This is a genomic window from Corynebacterium stationis (assembly GCF_001941345.1).
Classification (GTDB): domain Bacteria; phylum Actinomycetota; class Actinomycetes; order Mycobacteriales; family Mycobacteriaceae; genus Corynebacterium; species Corynebacterium stationis.
Genome location: NZ_CP009251.1, coordinates 190,067 through 209,139, shown reverse-complemented (window position 1 = coordinate 209,139; position 19,073 = coordinate 190,067). Strand labels below are relative to the sequence as shown.

The following is a 19,073-nucleotide window of genomic DNA, read 5'->3' as shown; positions in this document are numbered from 1 at the left end:
GTGGCATGTATGACGGCAAGATGGAAAATCTGACCCCTGCCCAGCAAGCTGCTCAAGATGAGCGCACGGAAGAGGACAAGCGCAACGGGCGTTTTATCGCCGCGGAGCACACCAATCTTCCACTGAATGATTTCATGACCAGGCTGATGGCCGAAGAAATTCCGATGCTGGATTCCGCCTCCCGCGGCCTGGTCTACAAAATTTTGCGCGAATATGAAGGCCCCGAAATCACTACGCAGGAAGAACTGCCCACCGAAATCCGCGACATCATGGATTTGTACTAAACAGCTACGCGTTCTCAACCTGCATACATTAAATCCAACCGGAGTCTGTATCGGAGAGTTCTTTATTGCTTTCCTGCTCGACGGCGATGTTGCGAACTATTTAAAGGCAGTTCAGGCGGCAAACATCAGCAATAATCTGATTTGTTTGCCGCCTTATCCTATTTACTCAAATCGACGTCTTTGGTCTCCTTCATAAATATTCCGGTCAATAACGTCAAGATGGCCACGGCGATGAGGTAATACTCGAAGTATTGAGGGGTGCCGTTCTTTTCAAGCCAGGTGTTGAGATACGGTGCGGTTCCACCGAAGATGGCTGTGGCCAGGGAAAGTGTGGCGGCAACGCCCACAGCACGGCGGCGAATGGACAGGGCCTCGGTCCACACAGCACCGTTGACACCGAAGAGCATAGCCAGCACCACCAGGGACGCGGCCATAACGCCAAGTAGGGACCAGAAGGTGCCCTGAAGCATCGAATAGAGCGGAATGGTGAGCACAATAAAGCCGATGGAAAAAGCAATCACCAGAGGTTTACGGCCTATCCTATCCCCAAGCACGCCCATTCCTGCGATAGCGATAATGAAGACGACCTGGGCGATAAGACTAGCACTCAGTGCAGAAGATGCTGACTGACCTAGACCCACTTGCGCGTGGGTGGGCAGATAAATAAGCCAGGTATAAAACATCAGTGAGCCACCGGCGGACACACCGAAGATGACCGCAATGCCCCGCCAATAAGAAGTCTTGGGTTCGCCCGTAGGAGCACTCTCAGCCGCAGCCGTAAAGGCTTGCGTTTCCTGTAGATTCGCCCGCAACCAGATGGCGTAGATTCCTAGAACACCTCCCACTAGGAAGGGAACACGCCAACCCCAGGATGCAATCGCGCTCTCCGACAGCCATGCATTAACTGCCAGGCCCATCAGCGTAGCCAACATGGTACCCACCACAACGCTAATCCAGCTGCTGGCACCATAAAGTGCCCGCCGATGCGAAGGGGCTCGCTCCACTAGATAGGTAACCGCCGTTCCCATCTCCCCACCGTGGGCTAATCCCTGAGCCAACCGGATGATGACCAGAAGAACAGAAGCCCAAATTCCTACGGAATCAAAGGTGGGTGCAATGCCGATGAGTAAAGAACCCGCTGCGGTAAGCATCATTGCTACAAACAAGGATTGCTTTCGGCCTACTTTGTCTGCATATGCCCCGAAAACGTAGCCTCCTACTGGCCGCGCTATAAAGCCCACGGCGAAAACCGCGAAGGTGGATAGCAGCGCAGAAGTGGGGTCGTCATGAGCAAAAAATTGCAACGCGAAATACGGCGCAAAGATCGTGTAGATGTTCCAGTCATACCATTCCAGAACGTTTCCAAAGTTTGCACCCAGGACATCTTTCAGACGGCGCCGGTCCGTGGCCACACTCATGATGTCCCCTCAAGGCCAGCCCGCGCATCCGCATCAGAGCCCGGGACGCGCATTTCAAATGTATCGGTGACCACTGTGTAGTCGAAATATCCCATGCGCGCGATGGGCTTGATTCGCGGCACGTCGAGCTTGCCATCCACGGTGATGACGTCGTCGTTGATGTGGATGGTCTCCACTTGTGCAAAGACGATATCCACGGTGCCGACATTGGAGTTTCCCACTAAGCGTTGTGTGGAGATGTAGCGGCACTCAAATTTGATGGGGCTTTCCGCCACCATGGGGATCGGATAGTTATCCGCATATTCCTTGGTGACGTTCAGATTGTCCCATTCACTTTCATTCGCTGACAGTGCCATGGCAGATTTGTTGACCTCTTCACGCAGGTCATAGGTGGCCATATTCCATACGAACCAGCCAGTCTTTTCCGCGTTGAGCACAGTATCCTTGCGCCGGCCGTCTGGGTACTGGTTAGCCGAAAACATCACGCGCGGTGGGTCAAAGGTCAGATTTTGCCACTGGCTGTAAGGCGCAATATTTTCATTCCCGTTTTCATCCACGCTGGAGAGCCAACCGATGGGGCGTGGAACTGTCGATGCTTTAAACGGCGAGTAGGGCAGTGGGTTCTTCTCGGAGTTTGGGTGCCACTTCATAACACTTACCTTTCTGTAGCCTGGATCACTTATTTGAAATATATTAAACGTATATAAGCCATATATCAAGGGATTTGGCGTTGGATAGTAAAATATTTTTCTATGACCAAGGCAGAAGAGGCATACGCAGAGATCCGCAACCGCATAGAGTTATGCACCCTTGAACCCGGCGCGACCTTTACTGAAGCCACCTTGCAAGAACTTCTCGGCGTAGGACGCACTCCCCTGCGCGAAGCTCTCCAACGCTTGGACCACGAGATGCTTGTAGACGCCCGATCCGGATCTGGAATTCGGATTAGTGCCTTGTCCGTCGACGGTCAGCTCCGAGGCCTTGAAGTCCGCCGAGCGCTGGAATCCCTAGCTGTCACTTTGACTATCGCCCGCGCCGACGACCACATCATCAAAGAACTAACTCGCCAGCGCGAACGCCTCTTATCCTGCACAGACCTTGATTCTTACCTCAAAGCCGTTGCCACCAGTCACGAACTCTTCATCACCGGCGCGGACAACCACTACCTCGCCCAATCATTAAGTCCCCTCTACGTGTTGTCCCGCCGCTTCTGGCGCGCCACCATTACCAACAGCGAATTCACAATGGATGCTGGAAAGAAACACCACAGCGCAATCCTCGACGCAATCATGGACGGTGACTCCCCCGCCGCCCAAGCTGCAACCACCTCGCTCAATGACTACCTCGTTGACGAAGCAATTAGCGTTCTCACCGCCAGAGCTCAACCCACCCGTGGCTCCAACTGGTCGCTCTAACTGCCCGCCATCAGTGTTCCACGTTGAACGACATCCAAGCCTTTCGCAGTGCTATTCCCCGGGCACTAACAGCCCGCTTTCATAAGCCAGGATGACTAACTGTGCGCGGTCATGCGCGTAAATCTTGCTCATGATTCGGTTGACGTGCGTCTTCGCAGTGTGTGGGGAGATAAAGAATTTCTCAGCAATTTCCTGATTAGAAAGCCCGCGCCCTACAAGTTCTAAGACTTCACGTTCGCGCTCGGTCAGTAAAGCTAAGCTTTTCGATGCTTCTTCAGAGACCGCCGGTCGCGGCCCGGGTGAGCGCACATATTGGGCAATGAGACTGCGCGTATCCACTGGGGATAGAAGTTCATCACCAGCAGCAACTGCTTGCACCGTGCGAATGATTTCCTCAGGCTCAGCACCCTTGCCAATGAAACCGCTGGTCCCGGCGCGCAAAGCAGAAACCACATATTCGTCTTCCTCAAACGTAGTGAGGATTAGTACCCGGCTTTTGATATTCGTGGGTTCAGCGCAGATCTTTTCGGTGGTCGCAATCCCATCAAGCTGCGGCATGCGAATATCCATTAACACAACATCGGGTTCTAGGTCAGCTGCCATTTCAACGGATTCTACCCCATCGGCGGCAGCACCTAAGACTTCGATTCCGTCGGCACTCGCAAGGATGTCTACCACTGCTTGGCGCACCAGTACTTGATCATCTACTACGACAACAGTGGTCACTATTTTTCCTCTCGGTTTCTTCTCTGACTGCGCAAAGGAAGTCCGGCTTGAAGGATAAATTTACCTGCTGCATGCGAAGTAGAAATCTTTCCGCCCACTGCACCAACGCGTTCTTTTAATCCGCTAAGTCCTAAGTGTCCCTGCGGGGCATCTGGTTGATTGCGGTCTGCACCTGCCGCTCTTCCCGAAGGCATGGAAATGCCTGAGGGTATGGAAATGCCCGAGATACCAACTAACGACGAAATGCCACAGCCGCCAGAAGGTATGGAGATGCCAGAAGGTGGGCAAATGCCTGGTGGTGAAGAAGGTGAAGGTGCAGGCGCAGGCGGCGGCAGCGATAGCGGCATCCTTAAGGAACGCTTCTTTGATAACAAAGAGTTCTACGCCATGTATGAGCAAGCTTATGCCGAGTTATATGAGCAGCTGATTGCTAGCAGATACGCCGAAGAGACGCTCAATGAACTGACCACGCGCGCAGAAGAAGCAGCGACAACTACTGAGGATGTGTAGGAAATATCCGAATCCCGGATCCTTGTACTGAAAATCACCTGTGTAAACAGTGAATGAGCCCCGTTGGTTAGGTGGTGTATCCCTAAAGCTAGGTAAGCTTGGAAATTATGGAATTGCACACCACCGTAAAATCTTTACATGGCTGGGGCCGTACGGCTCCTACAACCGCACATGTGCTGGCAACCGCTGACGTAGATGAAATCCGTCAGGCCGTTGCCATGGTCGCCGACGATAATGCAGATAAACCAGATCACCTGCGCCGCGGCGTTATCGCCCGCGGCATGGGTCGTTCCTACGGCGACCCAGCGCAAAATGCCGGCGGCCTTGTCATTGACATGCAGTCGCTTAACCGTATTCACTCCATCGACCCGGAATCGGCAATTGTTGATGTTGATGCCGGTGTCACCTTAGACCAGCTGATGAAGGCTGCCCTGCCGTTTGGCCTGTGGGTTCCGGTTCTGCCTGGTACCCGCCAGGTCACCATCGGTGGCGCTATTGGTCCAGATATTCACGGCAAGAACCACCACTCCGAAGGCTCCTTTGGTGACCACGTCACCTCGATGGAATTGCTGGTTGCTGATGGCCGGGTGCTGCACCTGACGCCCGAAGGCAGCGAGGATGACCCAGACGCAGAGTTATTCTGGGCCACCGTCGGCGGTATGGGTCTGACCGGTATTATCCTGCGCGCGCAGATCCGCATGACCAAGACCGAAACCGCGTACTTCATCGCTGATACTGAGCGCACCAGCAACCTGGATGAAACCGTTGCGGCGCACTCTGATGGTTCTGAGCACAATTACACCTATTCTTCCGCTTGGTTCGACGTGATCTCACCTGAGCCAAAGCTGGGCCGCTCGACAATCTCCCGTGGTTCTTTGGCAACGTTGGAGCAGCTGAAAGAATTCGCGCCGAAGCTTGCTGCTGACCCGTTGAAGTTCAACGCACCGCAGCTGATGACCGTGCCAGATATCTTCCCATCCTGGACCATGAATAAGCTTTCGCTCATGGCCATCGGTGAGGCCTACTACGCCATGGGCGCACCAGCGAAGAACCAGGTCAAGAACCTGACACAGTTCTACCAGCCGCTCGACCTTATTGGTGAGTGGAACCGCGGCTATGGTTCCAAGGGCTTTTTGCAGTACCAGTTCGTAGTTCCAATGGACGCTGTTGAGCCTTTCAAGGACATCATCCGCGATATGCAGAAGTCCGGCCACTACTCCGCGCTGAACGTATTCAAGCTGTTTGGCCCAGGCAACAAAGCGCCGTTGAGCTACCCGATGCCAGGCTGGAACGTCTGCGTGGACTTCCCCATCCGTCCAGGTCTGGGGGAATTCTTGGATGACTTGGATAAGCGCGTCATGGAATTCGGCGGCCGTTTGTACTTGGCTAAGGAATCCCGCACCTCTGCGGAGAATTTCCACGCCATGTATCCCGGCCTTGACGGCTGGCTCAAGACCCGCAACAACATTGACCCAACGGGCGTCTTCGCCTCCGACATGTCACGCCGCCTCGAGCTGCGCTAAGAAAGGAATCTGCATGCTTAACGCAACTGGACAAGCACAACACCTGCTGCTGCTCGGCGGCACCAGCGAAATCGGACTGGGAATCATCTCCGAGTTCTTAGAGAACGGCCCAGCCAAAGTATCACTCGCGGCGCGCGCTGATTCCCCACGCATTACTGACGCAGTGGAGTCTTTGAAGGCACAGGGTGCAGACGTTGAAGTTATTGACTTCGACGCGACTGATTTTGAGTCCCACCCACAGGTCATCGACAAGGCATTTGAGCGCGGCGATGTTGACGTTGCTGTTGTAGCTTTTGGCACCTTGGGTGACCAGGAAGAACTGTGGCAGGACCAGGCAAAGGCCGTGGCTTCTGCGCAGATTAACTACACCGCACCAGTATCTGTTGGTGTTCTACTGGGCAAGAAGTTCAAGGCGCAGGGGCATGGCACCATCGTGGCGATGAGCTCCGTAGCGGGCATGCGCGTGCGTCGTTCGAACTTTGTCTACGGCGCATCCAAGGCCGGCACCGATGGTTTCTACGTCAACCTCAATGAGGCACTGCGTGGCACTGGCGTTAACGTTCTGGTTGTCCGTCCCGGCCAGGTTCGTACCAAGATGTCCGCTGACGCTGGTGAAGCACCGCTGACCGTCAACGTTGATGAGGTCGCTGAAGCAACCGTCAAGGCAGTGTTGGAAGGCAAGGACTCCATCTTTGTCCACCCACTGTTCCAGTACGTTTCTTTGGCATTCAAGTTCATTCCGCAGTCGATCTTCCGTCGTTTGCCGTTTTAAAACCTTGAGCCGGACTTCATAATTTCATGCTCTTCGACCTCTGATTTTTAAGGCCGCTTCCACGTTTAGATTTATGGAAGCGGCCTTTAGCAAGGAATAACGCCTATGTATGGGAGACTAACCCCATGACTGTGACCGATTCAGCGGAGGCCAACCCGCCTGCCGATTCCACCCCAGTGCGCGATACCCATTCGCTTACGCCTGCAACTCGCGATACGACAAGTTTCCTTGGCGTCTTAGTCGGTATGGCGGCAGCGGCCATCGGTGGCGGCTTAGTTACGTTAATAGCCTGGTTTGTGTTCAAACAGGTTTCTTTGCCTGCTTTTAATACCTCGATGGTCACCCGCGGCCTGTCCACCGCGGGCATTGTGGTCACGGTAGTAATCGTCGCCGGCTTGTTGTATCTGTGGACCAAACGCGGTGTGCAGGGCAAAGGGCCGCTGGCATGGCTAACAGTCGTGGTGGCTTATCTATCCCCTGCGCTGATTGTCATCTGTAGTTTGGGGATGCCGCTATCAGCGTCCAAGTTATGGCTGCACGGTATTCAGGTTGACCAGGTCTTTCGCACCCAGTTTTTGACCCGCATGACCGTTGAGGGCGGCTATGCGGATATGAACTATGCTGATATGCCCACTTTTTATCCCATGGGTTGGTTCTGGCTCGGCGGGCGAATGGCCAATCTTTTAGGGTTGCAAGGTTGGGAAGCATTCCAGCCGTGGTCTTTGGTTTCTATCGCCATGGCTTGCTGCTTGTTGGTTCCTGTCTGGCAACGCTTAACGGGTTCTTTGCCTTTGGGCACGGTCATTGCGCTGACCACCACCGCGTTGACGCTGACACTCGCTGTCGATGAACCATACTCCGCTGTTATTGCGCTGGGTGTTCCAGCCGCAGCGGTCATGTGCTCACGCGCTTTCCACGGTTCCTGGGGATCAACGGTTGGACTGTTGGTATTCTTGGGAATCTCGGCAACGTTCTACACGCTATTTACCGGCGCGATTGCTGTTACGGTCGTGTCTTTCGTGGCTCTGGTGACCGCGATTGTGGAACGTTCCTTCAAACCGATTGTGCGCCTAGCGGTTATTGGATTTGGTTCTTTGGCCATTGCCGCAATCGCGTGGGGGCCTTATCTCCTCGCGGTTCTGCGCGCGGACTTCCCCACCGAAACTGCCGCCCAGCACTACCTACCGGCAGAAGGCACCGAAGTGCCCGTGCCATTTTTGGCGCCGTCCATAGTTGGCTTGCTGTGTCTTATCGGCATTGTTTACTTGGTCATCCGCGTTAAAAACGTCCACATTCGCACGCTGGGTTGGGCGCTGATTGGCGTGTACCTGTGGATTGTCGCATCCATGGTGCTGCCACTATTGGGCACGACGTTGCTGGGTTTCCGCCTCGAAATCCTCGTCGTGCTGATTATGGCTACCGCTGGTGTTTTGGGTCTTGCTCATCTCTACGAGCAATATCGCACCCGCGAATACCTCGCCGCGGTAGTCGCAGTCATTACCGCGCTGGCAGGAATTTTCTACATGCAAGAAATCCCGGCGGAACACCAAACCGCGATTGATAGTGCCTATTCCGATACCGACGGCAACGGTGAGCGCGCTGATAAATTCCCTGCCGACTCCGCGCGGTACTACACCGAGATCGATGAGTTCTTCCAAGGCCACAACGCTGATGTCGTAATGACGGATGAGAAGCTCTTTATGGCCTATTACCCGTACTACGGCTTCAATGCTTTTACCGCGCACTACGCCAATCCGCTGGGGCAGTTTAAGCAGCGCAATGAAGAGATGGCTACGTGGGCAGAAAATTCTTGGGACCAGAGCCCTCAGGAGTTCGTCGACACGCTAGAAAATAACCCGTGGGATGTGCCCAATGCCATGATCTTCCGCGGCGATATTGAATCGCCCGATGATGGTTACAAGGCACACCTGGCGGTGGATATCTTCCCTAACCAGCCCAATGTCCGTTATGACGCCATCTTGTTTGACCCAGAGGTCTTCAACGATTCCGATCTCTGGGACGTTAAGCAGATTGGGCCTTTCGTCGTCGCCGCTCGAGTGAACTAAGGTATTTTGTCGTGAATGATGTCTACACCGCCGAGCTACCTGAGCTAAGCGCGCGCCCTGCACCCAAGGGGCTGCGCCTTGCTGCAATCATCACCGGCCTTTTAGGCTTCGTGTTGTTTTTAGCTACGCCGTTTTTGCCAGTTACGCAGACCCAGTCTTCTTTTGACTGGCCTGCGAATGATTCTTTGAATTCGGTGACTGCGCCGCTGATTTCCGTCTCCCCGGAAGAAATTGATGCTGCCATTCCGGTCGCTGCCATCGATATGCTCCGCGAAGGCCAGGACATGCTCTATGGCACGGTTCCACCGGAGTCAGAGGAAGCATCGAACCGCGGCATGTTTGTGCGTGCGGGAGAAGATGGCCTTTCGGTTATCTCCTTAGATGAGGTTGTGCTCTCGCTTTCCGCCGAGCAGGTTTCGCAGCTTAACGATGACGACGTGTTGACCATCAACGCCGTCGAAGATGGCACCACCGTCAGCGTTGGTGATTTCACCGAGGAATCTGAAGATGACCTGCGTCCGCAGGTAGTTGGTGTCTTTACCGAGATTGAAGATACCCCGGAGAACCTCGCGCAGCTTTCCGATGCCGGGATGAATGTCCACGTGGAAATCAACTCCCGGTTTACTTCTTCGCCATCCACCATCAAGTTGGTCGCCATGATTGGTGGCGCCGTCATGATGCTGGCTGCCTTGGTGTGCATCGCGCGTATGGACCGCTTGGACGGCAAGAAGATTAGCTTCATGCCAGCGACCTGGAAGCAGGTGCGCCCACTCGATGGTGTTGTCTCTGCCATCTTGGTCTTCTGGCACATATTTGGTGCTAATACCTCAGATGATGGCTTCATTTTGACCATGGGTCGGGTCAAAGAACACTCGACGTATATGGCCAACTACTACCGTTGGTACGGCGTTCCCGAGGCACCTTTTGGTACCCCGTACTACGACCTCGTGGCGTTTCTCTCCAATATTTCGGCCACCTCTGTCTTCATGCGTATCCCAACGCTGATCGCAGCGATTTTAACGTGGTTTATTCTCTCGCGTGAGATCCTGCCGCGCTTTGGTCCAGTTATTAATGACCGTCGCGTCGCGCACTGGACCGCCGCGTTTATGTTCTTGGCCTTCTGGTTGCCGTACAACAACGGTATTCGCCCAGAGCCCATCGTGGCTTTCGGCGTCGTCTTTACCTGGGCTTCTTTTGAGCGCTCGATTGCTACTTCGCGCATGCTGCCAGCAGCTATCGGCACCATCGCCGCAACGCTGACGCTGACCGCGGGTCCTACAGGTCTCTTCGCCGTAGGCGTATTCCTAGTCAGCTTGCCCGCGCTGTTTTCTATCTTTAGCCGCCGCAAGGAATCCGTCGGCGGTTGGCTGCCACTAGTGGCTTCTTTCTTGGCGGTAGGCACCAGCGTTATCGCTTTGGTCTTTAGTGATCAGACTTTGGCCACAGTGCTGGAATCCACGCGCGTGCGCTCTGCCGTGGGCCCATCGCTGAACTGGTACGACGAATACGTTCGCTACACCACTTTGTTCGAAGGCTCGGTTGATGGCTCGCTGACGCGCCGTTTCGCCATGTTCACCATGCTGTTCTCGCTAGCGTTGATCATTTACGCCTTCATCCGCGATAAGAAGGTTTTGGGTACGCCGAAGGGCCCAACCCAGCGTCTGCTCATCATCATGGCGTTGAGCATGTTCTTCCTCATGTTCACCCCGACGAAGTGGACGCACCACTTCGGTATTTACGCGGGCATCGCCGGCGTGATCGCTGCACTCGGCGCCGTTGTTCTGTCGCAAATTGCAATGCGTTCAACCCGTGCGCGTACCTTCGCGGTGGCATCGGTAGTCATGCTCATGGCTATCTCCTTAGCCGGCTGGAATGCCTGGTGGTATGTATCTTCCTTCGGGATTCCTTGGTGGGACCGTTCTGTTCAGTTCATGGCCGTTGAAGCCTCCACCGTGGTCATGGTCATTGGTCTTATCATCATCGCCATTGGTATTGTTCAGGCGCTGCGGCATAACTACCGCAAGAACCATGGCATTGAACAGCCGCAGGTCTCCACGAAGCGGCGGGCAAATATTTTGTCTGCGCCGCTGGCGATTGCATGTATCGCCATCGTGGCCTTTTCTTGCCTATCCTTTGCCAAGGGCTATATCTCGCAGTCGCCGAATTACTCGGTCGGTCAAGGCAACTTGAAGGCTTTGGGTGGCAATGTCTGCCAGATGGCTGATTCGGCGTTGATTGAAACTAACACCAACGATTCCTTCCTGACTCCGGTTACAGGTGAACTCGGTGATTCTTTGATCAACCCGGATGAGGAAAACCGTGGCTTTGACCCAAACTTCATCCCTGAAGATATTGAGCCAGAAAACCTCAACTCCGCTTCTGTCGGAGCGATTGGTTCGAACCAGTCCGGTTCCTCCCCGTCGAATTCGGAGCAAGCAAGCTCCAGCAGCGATCCATCGCTCGGCGGGCAGTCTGGTGACTCCGAGTCCAGCTCGAATGCTCAATCCACTGCTGAAAACGCTACCGATACTTCCTCCGGTGGCATCCGCGGCACCGATGGTGTCAATGGCTCAACCATGCACCTGCCGTTCAACTTGGACTACACCAAGGTGCCGGTTTTGGGTTCCTACAATTCGGCCCAGCGCGGTACCTCTGAGGTGACCACGCAGTGGTACAACCTGCCAGAGCAAGCCGGTGAAAACACTCCCGTTCTGGCAGTATCTGCCGCGGGCGATATCTACCACCACGATGTCAATGACATTGAGCAAGAAGGCATGGAGCTGACCCTGGAATACGGCACGCTAGGTGAGGGCAATGAGGTCACCAACACTGGTGAGCTCGAGCTTCGCGATGTCGGTGCCGCACCGAAGTGGCGCAATCTGCGCATAGCACTCGATGAAATTCCTGAAGAAGCCAACGTGGTTCGCCTCGTGGCTGTCGATGACTCCACCGACGAAGATTCCTGGCTTGCCTTTACCCCACCGCGTGTACCTGAGCTGACCTCGTTGAACTCCCAGTTCGACTCTTCCATTCCAGGCCTTTTGGACTGGTCAACGGCATTCCAGTTCCCCTGCCAGCGCACCTTTGACCACTTCGCTGGTGTCACGGAAATCCCTGAGTACCGCATCCTGCCGGATGCCCCTGCGCAGACTTCTCTGACGGACTTCCAGTCCTTCTCCGGTGGTGGCGCGATGGCTACCGCTGAGGCCGTCAACTACTCCTATGAGATTCCGTCTTACCTCGACGGTGACTGGGCACGTGACTGGGGCGCAATCCAGAAATACGAGCTGCGCACCAACTCCGCTGGTATCACCCCAGACCCAGCCGCTATCAACTACGAGGAAATCACCCGCACCGGCTGGTGGCAGAACTCCGAGATGAAGATCCGCAAGGAAGGTGAAGATTAAGGTGCTTCGTCCTTAATCTTCACTTGAAATCGAAGCCCCGACTCCCCAACACCTCACGGTGCGGGAAGTCGGGGCTTTAAGTTTTGTAGAAGCTAGACCGCGCGCCCTGAGGCATCATAAGCACCGATCGACGAGTACTTCTCCCAGGTTCTGCAATGGCTTAAATCCCCATTGCCTTCTGGGGCAACACGGGACAGAAATCCTTCCGCCGTGTGTACCGCAGTTTCTACGTCCTCATGATGATTACCAAAGACAAAGCCCAATAGCTCGCCGTCAACATTGCCTTCATGCACCTGACAGCGCACCGTATAGGTACCAATATTGTCTCGCACCTCCGACGCATTGGCCGCTGCCTCCACGCTGTCATCAACTCCTGGCACGATTTGGCTGCGTTCTTGCGCATCAAGCAATTCCTGCTGTGCCCCTAACTGGGCTTCTTCCCGCGAATCCAGCACATAATTAGTACCCGCGATAGAACCACCAAAAGCTACTGCGCCCACAGCTAACAACGCGGCGGCGCCTTTCCAAAACTTCATTACTCCCCCGACGCGATGCGGCCTATAGAAAAATGCGTACATCTCAGGCTAGGACAGGTTCTATGCAAGGTCAACGATTAGTTAAGCGAAGACCCTGAGTCCAGCTTTCCGGCTGGGCCCCAGAGTCTTCTTCCTATCCCGTCGTAGCAGGCGGCAATACTCTTATCCTAAAGCATAAATTTGCTTAGTGCTCGAGCAGGCTCAGCATCTCTTTGCGCAGCTCCGCGGTCTTGGTTTCAACAGCCGGGTCTTCGCTGGCGTCGTGGCGGGGACGCGGTAGGTCGACGTTGATGTCGGCGATAATGGTGGACTCGGGGCTTTTGGACATCACGAGCACACGATCAGAGAGCAGAATCGCTTCGTCGACATCGTGGGTGACCATGACGACGGTGCGCTGGGAGGCTTCCCAAATACCTAGCAGTTGCAGTTGCAATTCACGGCGGGTCAACGCATCGAGAGCTCCGAAGGGTTCATCGAGAAGCATAATTGGCGGGTCGATGGCGAAAGCCCGCGCAAGACCAACACGCTGCTGCATACCGCCAGAAAGACGGGCGGGGCGACGGTCGGCGGCATCGGTAAGCCCTACTTGCTCCAAGTGGGTGCGGGTAATTTCGGCCCGCTCGGATTTGCTCAAGCCGGGGCGCGCGGAGCGCAGACCAAAATCGATGTTGCCGCGCGCGGTCATCCACGGCAACAGCGCGTGGTCTTGAAAGACCATGCCGCGATCGGGGCCTGGACCTTGAACTTTCTTCTGCCCAGTACTGACTGTTCCGGTGGAAGGCTCCGCGAGACCCGCAATCATCTTTAAGATGGTGGACTTGCCGCACCCTGATGGGCCCAGCAAGGCAACGAACTCGCCGTCGTTGATGTGGATGCTGGTATCGCCAATAATCGTGGTTGGACCATAGGACTTGGTAATGGAATCTAGCTCCACCGACGCATCCGTGGAGGTGGCCTGTAAGGATTTAGTCATAGCGAACTACTTTCTGCAATGCGCCAACAAGGTGGTCAAGGATTAATCCAGCAATACCGATGATGAAAATGGCGACGACGATGGCATCAATATCCAGGCGGTTCCAGGCATTCCACACGAAAAAGCCCACGCCGCGCCCACCGATGAGCATCTCTGCTGCAACGATAACCAGCCAGGCGGTGGACAACGACAAACGCAGACCAGTGATGATGCCGGGCAAAGATGCCGGCAGCCAGATATAGACAATGCGCGACCACCAGGAGGTGCCGATGGTATCGGCCAAGTTGATATAGGTCGGGTTGACGCTGCGCACGGCATCGATGGTGTTAATTAGAATCGGCCACAGCGCCGAGAGCAAGATGACGAAGACGGCAGTGTTTTCAGCGTCTTTGAGAAGCGCGAGACCGAGTGGCAGCCACGCCAGTGGTGAGACTGGGCGCAGAACCTGCACTACCGGATCGACAGCCCAGCGCAGCGTCGTGCTGCGCCCTAGGATAAAACCGACCGGCAACGCAATGATCGCGGCGAGCAGGAAGCCAAAGAGCACGCGGCGCAAACTAGCCATTAAATGCCAAAAGATACCCACGCTGGCGGGGCCGTCCTGATAAAACGGATCGGAGAGAATCTCCACGCCGCGCGCGAAGGTATTCGCTGGTGTTGGCGCGATATCGCTAATCCACCCGGCGTTGGCGGAAAACTGCCAAATGCCGATGGTGAGGATAAACATCACTACGCCAATGATGACGGCGTGAAGTGGTTTGGGTTTAGTATTCACCGAAAAATCACCGAGTCCATGTGGTCATATCCACGGGTAGGGGCTAGTGGATCAAAATCCACGCCATTGATACTTAAGTGTTTGCCTTTTACTTCCAGTCCCGGCACAAGCACACTTTCGGCAGCGGCGATAATAGTGGAATCATCCATCGTCAACGTGTCCCCACCCAAGCCCCAGCGGGCAATTTGCGTGGCCATCCACACAATCGCTGCTGGATCCGTTGGGTCGCCAAAGGACATGCGGTCTAAGTCCGTGTGGGTCTGGCCGTGCCAGTCCTGGTAGACACCAGAAAATGGGCCATCGAGAAGCTCTGGCGGCTGGTTGAGGTACTTCTCCTGCGCCAAAGTTTTCGCCGAAGCATCGAACTGCGCAGGTGTACTCAAGATGGCAGCGGCTTCTTCCAGCGCACGGACAACGCCCTGCGCCGCGGTGGAATGCTCCGCTTTCCATTCTTTCGCCATCGCAACCGAGCAGCACGGGTGCTTATCCCACAGTTGCTTAGTTTGCACCCAAATCTTGCCCGAGCCGCTCTTAATCGCGCGCTCGTTAAAAGGCTCCGGGCCGATAAAGCCATCGATGCCTTCCACAGCTAGCTGCGCTACCATATCGGCAGGCCGCAAAAGGCGCAGCTCCAAATCAGATACGGGATTCACGCCGTGTGCCGCTAAGTAGTCCCGCAGTAAAAGCGCGTGCACGGAGTACTCAAACGGAATGCCCAGCACCATGCCCTTGAAATCTTCCGGTGATTTCACCGAGCCATAGTGCTTCGAGGCCAAAGTAATGGCCTGTCCATTCGTGTTTTGGGTAAAGGACAGCTCCGTCGGGCGCGCGGCATTGGTCACCCCGGCATCAATGGCCACAGTCATGGGTGAGAGCATGTGCGCGACATCGAGCTGTTCAGTGGCATAGGCAGTCCATAGGTCAGCCCAGCCGGAGAATTTCTTCAGGGCCACGTTGACGCCGTGCTTTTCAAATAGCCCCAGCGCATCAGCAATGGCGATAGGCGCAGAGCACGCAATGGGTACGTAACCAATGGTCAACGCGGTGTTATCAGCTGATTCGCTGGTGCTTGTCGATGTCCCACAGCCCGCCAAACCAGCCACCGCCGTCGAGGCTGTCGCCAACCCAGCCAACTGCAGAAGCCGCCTGCGCCCCAGGCTTAAAGACTTATGTTCATGTGGCACTAGTACTGCATCTTTCACTCGGGCCGGGAATAATAGACCGAGCACTCAACTAGGAATAGACTGGTCTGTCTTAAAATACAACAACTAGTGAGATTAACGAATAAATCAAACAGTGTCCATACCCCGCGCAGAATGCGGGGTTATCCATGAATAAAATAGGCAGCCTGTACTGATTGGTCTACTGTAGGCTGTTGAACATGGAAGACCATTTACAGGAATACGCACCGCAGCCGCATTACTTATCCTTTGCGTTTTGGCTACTATCTTCGGCTTCCCGTACATGTTCCCGCTAGCTGGCATCACGGCGGTCTACGCTTTTTATAAGAGCAAGGAATTACAAGGGTTGGCCATCCCCCACCCCAATGCAAAGTCCTGGAAAATTATCGGATGGATAGCTGTGCTAATCGCCGGTGCCTTGATTGTTAATACGCTGTTTCTACAGCCCGTGAAAGCAGTAGAAACAGATGAATCATACCCGGCTACTAAGCACGTATCTTTGCGATAAATTCTGCGATATCCTGCACGCGCTTGCGCGCCACTTCCGGCGTTGAAATGCGGTGGCGTGAGACATACTCGGCAATGCCTAAATCCCCTGCGCCTTGTGCAACCGCGCGAGCATGAGCGCCATCTACCACTTCGTCATGTGTCGCAATCTGCAGGTAAGTCTTTGGCCAACTGCGACTATCAGGCAGTACCGTATCACCACGGATTTCTTCAGGCAGCCCATCTAAAGCCGCAAAGTCTGGATAGGTCAAGACGAGGGCGTCGATGGATTCGCCGACAAGCAAAGTAGCCAGCGCTGCGCCGGAAGAATAACCCCAGAGCACGATCTTTTCTGCACCATTGGCCCGCGCATAGGAAATCGCCGCGCGGCCAGCGGCGACCATATCCGCAACTGTGTGCTGCGGCGCGAGCGGATAATCGACATCTACAGCGACAACGCCGGCCAGGTTAGCTACGGCGGCAACTTCTGGCTGCCACTGAATCTCTAACGCGGCCCCCGAGCCGCGCCACCATCCGCCAGAGTGGAAGGACACAATCCACGTTGTGGAAGTCTTTTCCGCGGGCGTAAATTGTGCCAGTCCTTCACCGGGATAGCTGACATCAATACCGTCGGTGAAGGCGACACCTGGCATGGCATGGTCCACCGCGCTGCCGAGCAGCATCATCGACGATTGCGTAATGCGATCCATCAACTTAGCGCTGTAATTATCAGCTGCGGTGGGATCCCCACTTCCGCCCTTCCACGGCGGGGTGAAATCCGGAAGTGGGAAATGCGCCTCAAGGTGCGAATACAGCTGCTCAAGCTGGTCTTCTTGGCTCATCACATGGTCATAGCCACCGATGTGCCACGGGTGATTATCAGCATCATTCGCGTTTGCAGTCATGCACCCAAGGCTACTAGGTACGCGCTACCAAATGGTCACGCGGTCTTTTTCCTCAATAAACATCGGACCATCTTCAGCTACGTCAAAAGCATCGTAGAACTCAGCGATATTCGCAGCAATCAAGTTGCAGCGGAATTCTGCCGGCGAGTGCGGATCCATCGCCAAGTACTGCTTGGCCATCTCCGGGCGAATCGCCGTGCGCCACACGCGTGCCCACGCGAGGAAAAGACGCTGCAAGCCGGTGAACTCACCGTTTTCGAGTTCTTCGGAGCCGCCTTCAATCTCGAATGGCGCCTTTTGGCCGTTGATATCAAGGCCCTTGTCCTCGCAGTACAAGCGGTAGGCAACCACGGAGATTCCCAATCCGCCTAAGTCACCAATGTTTTCACCCAAGGTGAATTCACCGTTGACGCCGCCAGATTCAATGCCTGCTTGTTTAAGTACGGAAGGCACCTCGCCATCGAACTGCTCGACCAACTTGGAGGTGAGCTTTTCAAATGCTGCGCGGTCTTCATCTGACCACCAGGAGTTTAAGTTGCCGTCGCCATCGTACTGAGATCCCTGGTCATCGAAGCCGTGGCCAATTTCGTGGCCGATGACCGCACCGATGGCGCCGAAGTTCTCTGCGGCATCCGCTTCGGGGTTATAAAACGGCGGGCGCAAAATTGCAGCGGGGAAAGTAATGTCATTAACCACTGGATTGTAGAAAGCGTTCACCGTCTGCGGGGTGCTAAACCACTCATCACGGTCAGTCGGCTTGCCAATCTTGTTGAGCTCAAAATCATGCGCCCAGGCATTGCCGTTGCGCAGGTTTTCAACCAAGTCTGCACCTGCGGCGGAGAATTCCAGGCCAGAATAATCGCGCCAGGTATCTGGGTAGCCAATCTTGGCCTTAAATTTGCCGAGCTTTTCCAAAGCACGCTCGCGCGTTTCCGGCGTCATCCATTCCAGCTGCGAGATGCGCTCGCGATAAGCACGAACCAGGTATTCCACCAGCTCATCCATCTCTGCCTTGGACGATGCCGGGAAGTGCCTATCGACGAAAATCTTGCCGATTTCGTGACCCACCAAGCTCTCCGCCAAGCCCAGCGCGCGCTTCCAGCGGTCACGCTGTTGCGTCGCACCGGTGAGCTTGGTGCCGTAGAACTCAAAGTTCTTCCTGCCTACTTCTTCCGGCAGAACTCCCGCGCGCGCACGCAAAATCGCCCAGGTGGCCCACAGCTGCCAATCCGCAAGCTGGGTCTCGGTTAGAAGTTGCGCCAGATGCTCCTGGTAAGAAGGCATCATATTAACCACGCGGTGCGCAGGCAGCCCACCGCCGGTCAAAACGGTGCGCACAATCTCCGGCAAATCTTGAAATTCAGTGGGGTTATATGTCTTTACCGCATCACGGGTAGCAACCACGTCCCAGTGGCCTGCGGCAATCTTCTTTTCTAAGTTCACGATGCGCTCTGCTGCAACCTTGGCACCAAGACCGAATAGACGCGCTGGGTCTAAAAATTCCAGCATTTCTTCGACGTGCACTCGGTATGCCGCTAGCGTTTCAGCGTGTGCTTCTTCGCGGTAGTATGCCTCATCCGGCAGACCCAAGCCAGACTGAATGATATAAGCAACGCAATCTTCCGAGCCAGAATCCTTTTCGACCCAGAAAGTAACAGGTGAGCTCACGCCTAGCCGTTCAAGCTGACCAACCACTTTCGCGAATTCATCAATTCCCGCGACAGCTAAACGGTCCAGATCCGCATCAAGCGGCGCCATGCCCGCGGCGTTAATGCCGTCAGTGTCCATATAGGAGTTATAAAGCGTCCCGGCACGGCCAGTATCTTCTTCCACAATCTTATGCGAGAGCTCTTCTGCCTCGTCACGTAGTTTATGGAAAGTTCCGTCTACACCACGGTCATCGGGAATAACGTGGGTTTTCAGCCAAGGCCCACTGACAAATTGGTACAAATCATGAAGTTGCGTCATACCGCCCACATTATGCGAAAACATTTCACGAAGGCAGCTATTTAGATTTTTCCTACTCGCGAGCTTAGGTAGGTGTCCACAAGATGAGACAAACAGCTGAAAATAGTTTATGCTTGCTTAGAATTTTT

The 19,073-nt window shown here is 54.8% G+C and carries 17 protein-coding genes; 8 read left to right on the top strand and 9 right to left on the bottom strand.

The window, feature by feature from the left end:
• Positions 1 to 5 precede the first annotated feature (5 nt).
• A complete protein-coding gene (locus CSTAT_RS01070) occupies positions 6 to 284 on the top strand; it encodes a hypothetical protein (protein ID WP_006823787.1) in 279 nt (92 codons plus the stop codon).
• Between the two features lie 158 nt (positions 285 to 442).
• Here the strand turns inward: CSTAT_RS01070 and CSTAT_RS01065 are convergent, their stop codons facing one another.
• Together CSTAT_RS01065 and CSTAT_RS01060 are read right to left on the bottom strand one after the other, a co-directional pair.
• A complete protein-coding gene (locus CSTAT_RS01065) occupies positions 443 to 1,702 on the bottom strand; it encodes an MFS transporter (protein WP_075722175.1) in 1,260 nt (419 codons plus the stop codon).
• Entirely contained in the window at positions 1,699 to 2,352 is a 654-nt protein-coding gene (locus CSTAT_RS01060) for a flavin reductase family protein (protein WP_075722174.1), read from the bottom strand. Before CSTAT_RS01060 ends, CSTAT_RS01065 begins: the two co-directional genes overlap by 4 nt.
• Positions 2,353 to 2,454: 102 nt before the next feature.
• Here CSTAT_RS01060 and CSTAT_RS01055 point away from each other — a divergent pair, with 102 nt between their 5' ends.
• Positions 2,455 to 3,117: a GntR family transcriptional regulator gene (locus CSTAT_RS01055; protein ID WP_075722173.1), complete on the top strand. Its 663-nt coding sequence runs from the start codon at positions 2,455 to 2,457 to the stop codon at positions 3,115 to 3,117.
• Between the two features lie 51 nt (positions 3,118 to 3,168).
• Here CSTAT_RS01055 and CSTAT_RS01050 read toward each other — a convergent pair whose 3' ends face one another.
• Positions 3,169 to 3,846, bottom strand: a complete 678-nt coding sequence (locus tag CSTAT_RS01050) for a response regulator (protein ID WP_419186559.1) — start codon at positions 3,844 to 3,846, stop codon at positions 3,169 to 3,171.
• A 213-nt stretch (positions 3,847 to 4,059) separates the two neighbouring features.
• Between CSTAT_RS01050 and CSTAT_RS01045 the strand changes: the two genes are divergently transcribed.
• The 5 genes from CSTAT_RS01045 (at position 4,060) to CSTAT_RS01025 (ending at position 12,121) form a co-directional block, all read left to right on the top strand.
• Positions 4,060 to 4,353, top strand: a complete 294-nt coding sequence (locus tag CSTAT_RS01045; protein WP_156845073.1) for a hypothetical protein — start codon at positions 4,060 to 4,062, stop codon at positions 4,351 to 4,353.
• A gap of 107 nt (positions 4,354 to 4,460) precedes the next feature.
• A complete protein-coding gene (locus CSTAT_RS01040) occupies positions 4,461 to 5,876 on the top strand; it encodes a decaprenylphosphoryl-beta-D-ribose oxidase (RefSeq protein WP_075722170.1) in 1,416 nt (471 codons plus the stop codon).
• Positions 5,877 to 5,889: 13 nt separating this feature from the next.
• Positions 5,890 to 6,648: a decaprenylphospho-beta-D-erythro-pentofuranosid-2-ulose 2-reductase gene (locus tag CSTAT_RS01035; protein WP_075722169.1), complete on the top strand. Its 759-nt coding sequence runs from the start codon at positions 5,890 to 5,892 to the stop codon at positions 6,646 to 6,648.
• A gap of 125 nt (positions 6,649 to 6,773) precedes the next feature.
• On the top strand, positions 6,774 to 8,714 hold the full coding sequence (locus tag CSTAT_RS01030; RefSeq protein WP_419186537.1) for a galactan 5-O-arabinofuranosyltransferase: 1,941 nt from the start codon (positions 6,774 to 6,776) through the stop codon (positions 8,712 to 8,714).
• Between the two features lie 11 nt (positions 8,715 to 8,725).
• A complete protein-coding gene (locus CSTAT_RS01025) occupies positions 8,726 to 12,121 on the top strand; it encodes an arabinosyltransferase domain-containing protein (RefSeq protein WP_075722168.1) in 3,396 nt (1,131 codons plus the stop codon).
• 92 nt (positions 12,122 to 12,213) lie between these two features.
• On the opposite strand, the gene CSTAT_RS01020 is transcribed toward CSTAT_RS01025, so the two are convergent.
• From CSTAT_RS01020 to CSTAT_RS01005, 4 genes are all read right to left on the bottom strand, one after another.
• Positions 12,214 to 12,657, bottom strand: coding sequence for a hypothetical protein (locus CSTAT_RS01020; RefSeq protein ID WP_075722167.1), 444 nt, complete (start codon positions 12,655 to 12,657; stop codon positions 12,214 to 12,216).
• Between the two features lie 184 nt (positions 12,658 to 12,841).
• The gene (locus tag CSTAT_RS01015) at positions 12,842 to 13,630 is read right to left on the bottom strand and encodes an ABC transporter ATP-binding protein (protein ID WP_075722166.1); all 789 of its coding nucleotides are present in this window, start codon (positions 13,628 to 13,630) and stop codon (positions 12,842 to 12,844) included.
• Complete coding sequence (locus tag CSTAT_RS01010) at positions 13,623 to 14,405, bottom strand: ABC transporter permease (RefSeq protein WP_066792144.1); 783 nt, start codon at positions 14,403 to 14,405, stop codon at positions 13,623 to 13,625. The genes CSTAT_RS01015 and CSTAT_RS01010 overlap by 8 nt, the downstream gene beginning before the upstream one ends.
• Complete coding sequence (locus CSTAT_RS01005; RefSeq protein WP_211273021.1) at positions 14,402 to 15,589, bottom strand: ABC transporter substrate-binding protein; 1,188 nt, start codon at positions 15,587 to 15,589, stop codon at positions 14,402 to 14,404. The genes CSTAT_RS01010 and CSTAT_RS01005 overlap by 4 nt, the downstream gene beginning before the upstream one ends.
• 253 nt (positions 15,590 to 15,842) lie before the next feature.
• Here CSTAT_RS01005 and CSTAT_RS13380 point away from each other — a divergent pair, with 253 nt between their 5' ends.
• On the top strand, positions 15,843 to 16,094 hold the full coding sequence (locus CSTAT_RS13380; protein ID WP_156450135.1) for a hypothetical protein: 252 nt from the start codon (positions 15,843 to 15,845) through the stop codon (positions 16,092 to 16,094).
• Here the strand turns inward: CSTAT_RS13380 and CSTAT_RS01000 are convergent.
• Together CSTAT_RS01000 and CSTAT_RS00995 are read right to left on the bottom strand one after the other, a co-directional pair.
• Positions 16,072 to 16,977, bottom strand: coding sequence for an alpha/beta hydrolase (locus CSTAT_RS01000; protein ID WP_066792143.1), 906 nt, complete (start codon positions 16,975 to 16,977; stop codon positions 16,072 to 16,074). The genes CSTAT_RS13380 and CSTAT_RS01000 overlap by 23 nt on opposite strands.
• Positions 16,978 to 17,001: 24 nt before the next feature.
• Positions 17,002 to 18,945, bottom strand: a complete 1,944-nt coding sequence (locus CSTAT_RS00995) for a M13 family metallopeptidase (RefSeq protein WP_075723754.1) — start codon at positions 18,943 to 18,945, stop codon at positions 17,002 to 17,004.
• Positions 18,946 to 19,073: the final 128 nt, after the last annotated feature.

What these genes read in the sequence shown, in the direction of transcription:
- CSTAT_RS01000 (WP_066792143.1), bottom strand. Translation starts at nt 16,977, where the DNA reads ATGACTGCAAACGCGAATGATGCTGATAATCACCCGTGGCACATCGGT.
- CSTAT_RS01020 (WP_075722167.1), bottom strand. Translation starts at nt 12,657, where the DNA reads ATGAAGTTTTGGAAAGGCGCCGCCGCGTTGTTAGCTGTGGGCGCAGTA.
- CSTAT_RS01055 (WP_075722173.1), top strand. Translation starts at nt 2,455, where the DNA reads ATGACCAAGGCAGAAGAGGCATACGCAGAGATCCGCAACCGCATAGAG.
- CSTAT_RS01035 (WP_075722169.1), top strand. Translation starts at nt 5,890, where the DNA reads ATGCTTAACGCAACTGGACAAGCACAACACCTGCTGCTGCTCGGCGGC.
- CSTAT_RS01015 (WP_075722166.1), bottom strand. Translation starts at nt 13,630, where the DNA reads ATGACTAAATCCTTACAGGCCACCTCCACGGATGCGTCGGTGGAGCTA.
- CSTAT_RS01065 (WP_075722175.1), bottom strand. Translation starts at nt 1,702, where the DNA reads ATGAGTGTGGCCACGGACCGGCGCCGTCTGAAAGATGTCCTGGGTGCA.
- CSTAT_RS01060 (WP_075722174.1), bottom strand. Translation starts at nt 2,352, where the DNA reads ATGAAGTGGCACCCAAACTCCGAGAAGAACCCACTGCCCTACTCGCCG.
- CSTAT_RS01045 (WP_156845073.1), top strand. Translation starts at nt 4,060, where the DNA reads ATGCCCGAGATACCAACTAACGACGAAATGCCACAGCCGCCAGAAGGT.
- CSTAT_RS01040 (WP_075722170.1), top strand. Translation starts at nt 4,461, where the DNA reads ATGGAATTGCACACCACCGTAAAATCTTTACATGGCTGGGGCCGTACG.
- CSTAT_RS00995 (WP_075723754.1), bottom strand. Translation starts at nt 18,945, where the DNA reads ATGACGCAACTTCATGATTTGTACCAATTTGTCAGTGGGCCTTGGCTG.
- CSTAT_RS01070 (WP_006823787.1), top strand. Translation starts at nt 6, where the DNA reads ATGTATGACGGCAAGATGGAAAATCTGACCCCTGCCCAGCAAGCTGCT.
- CSTAT_RS01030 (WP_419186537.1), top strand. Translation starts at nt 6,774, where the DNA reads ATGACTGTGACCGATTCAGCGGAGGCCAACCCGCCTGCCGATTCCACC.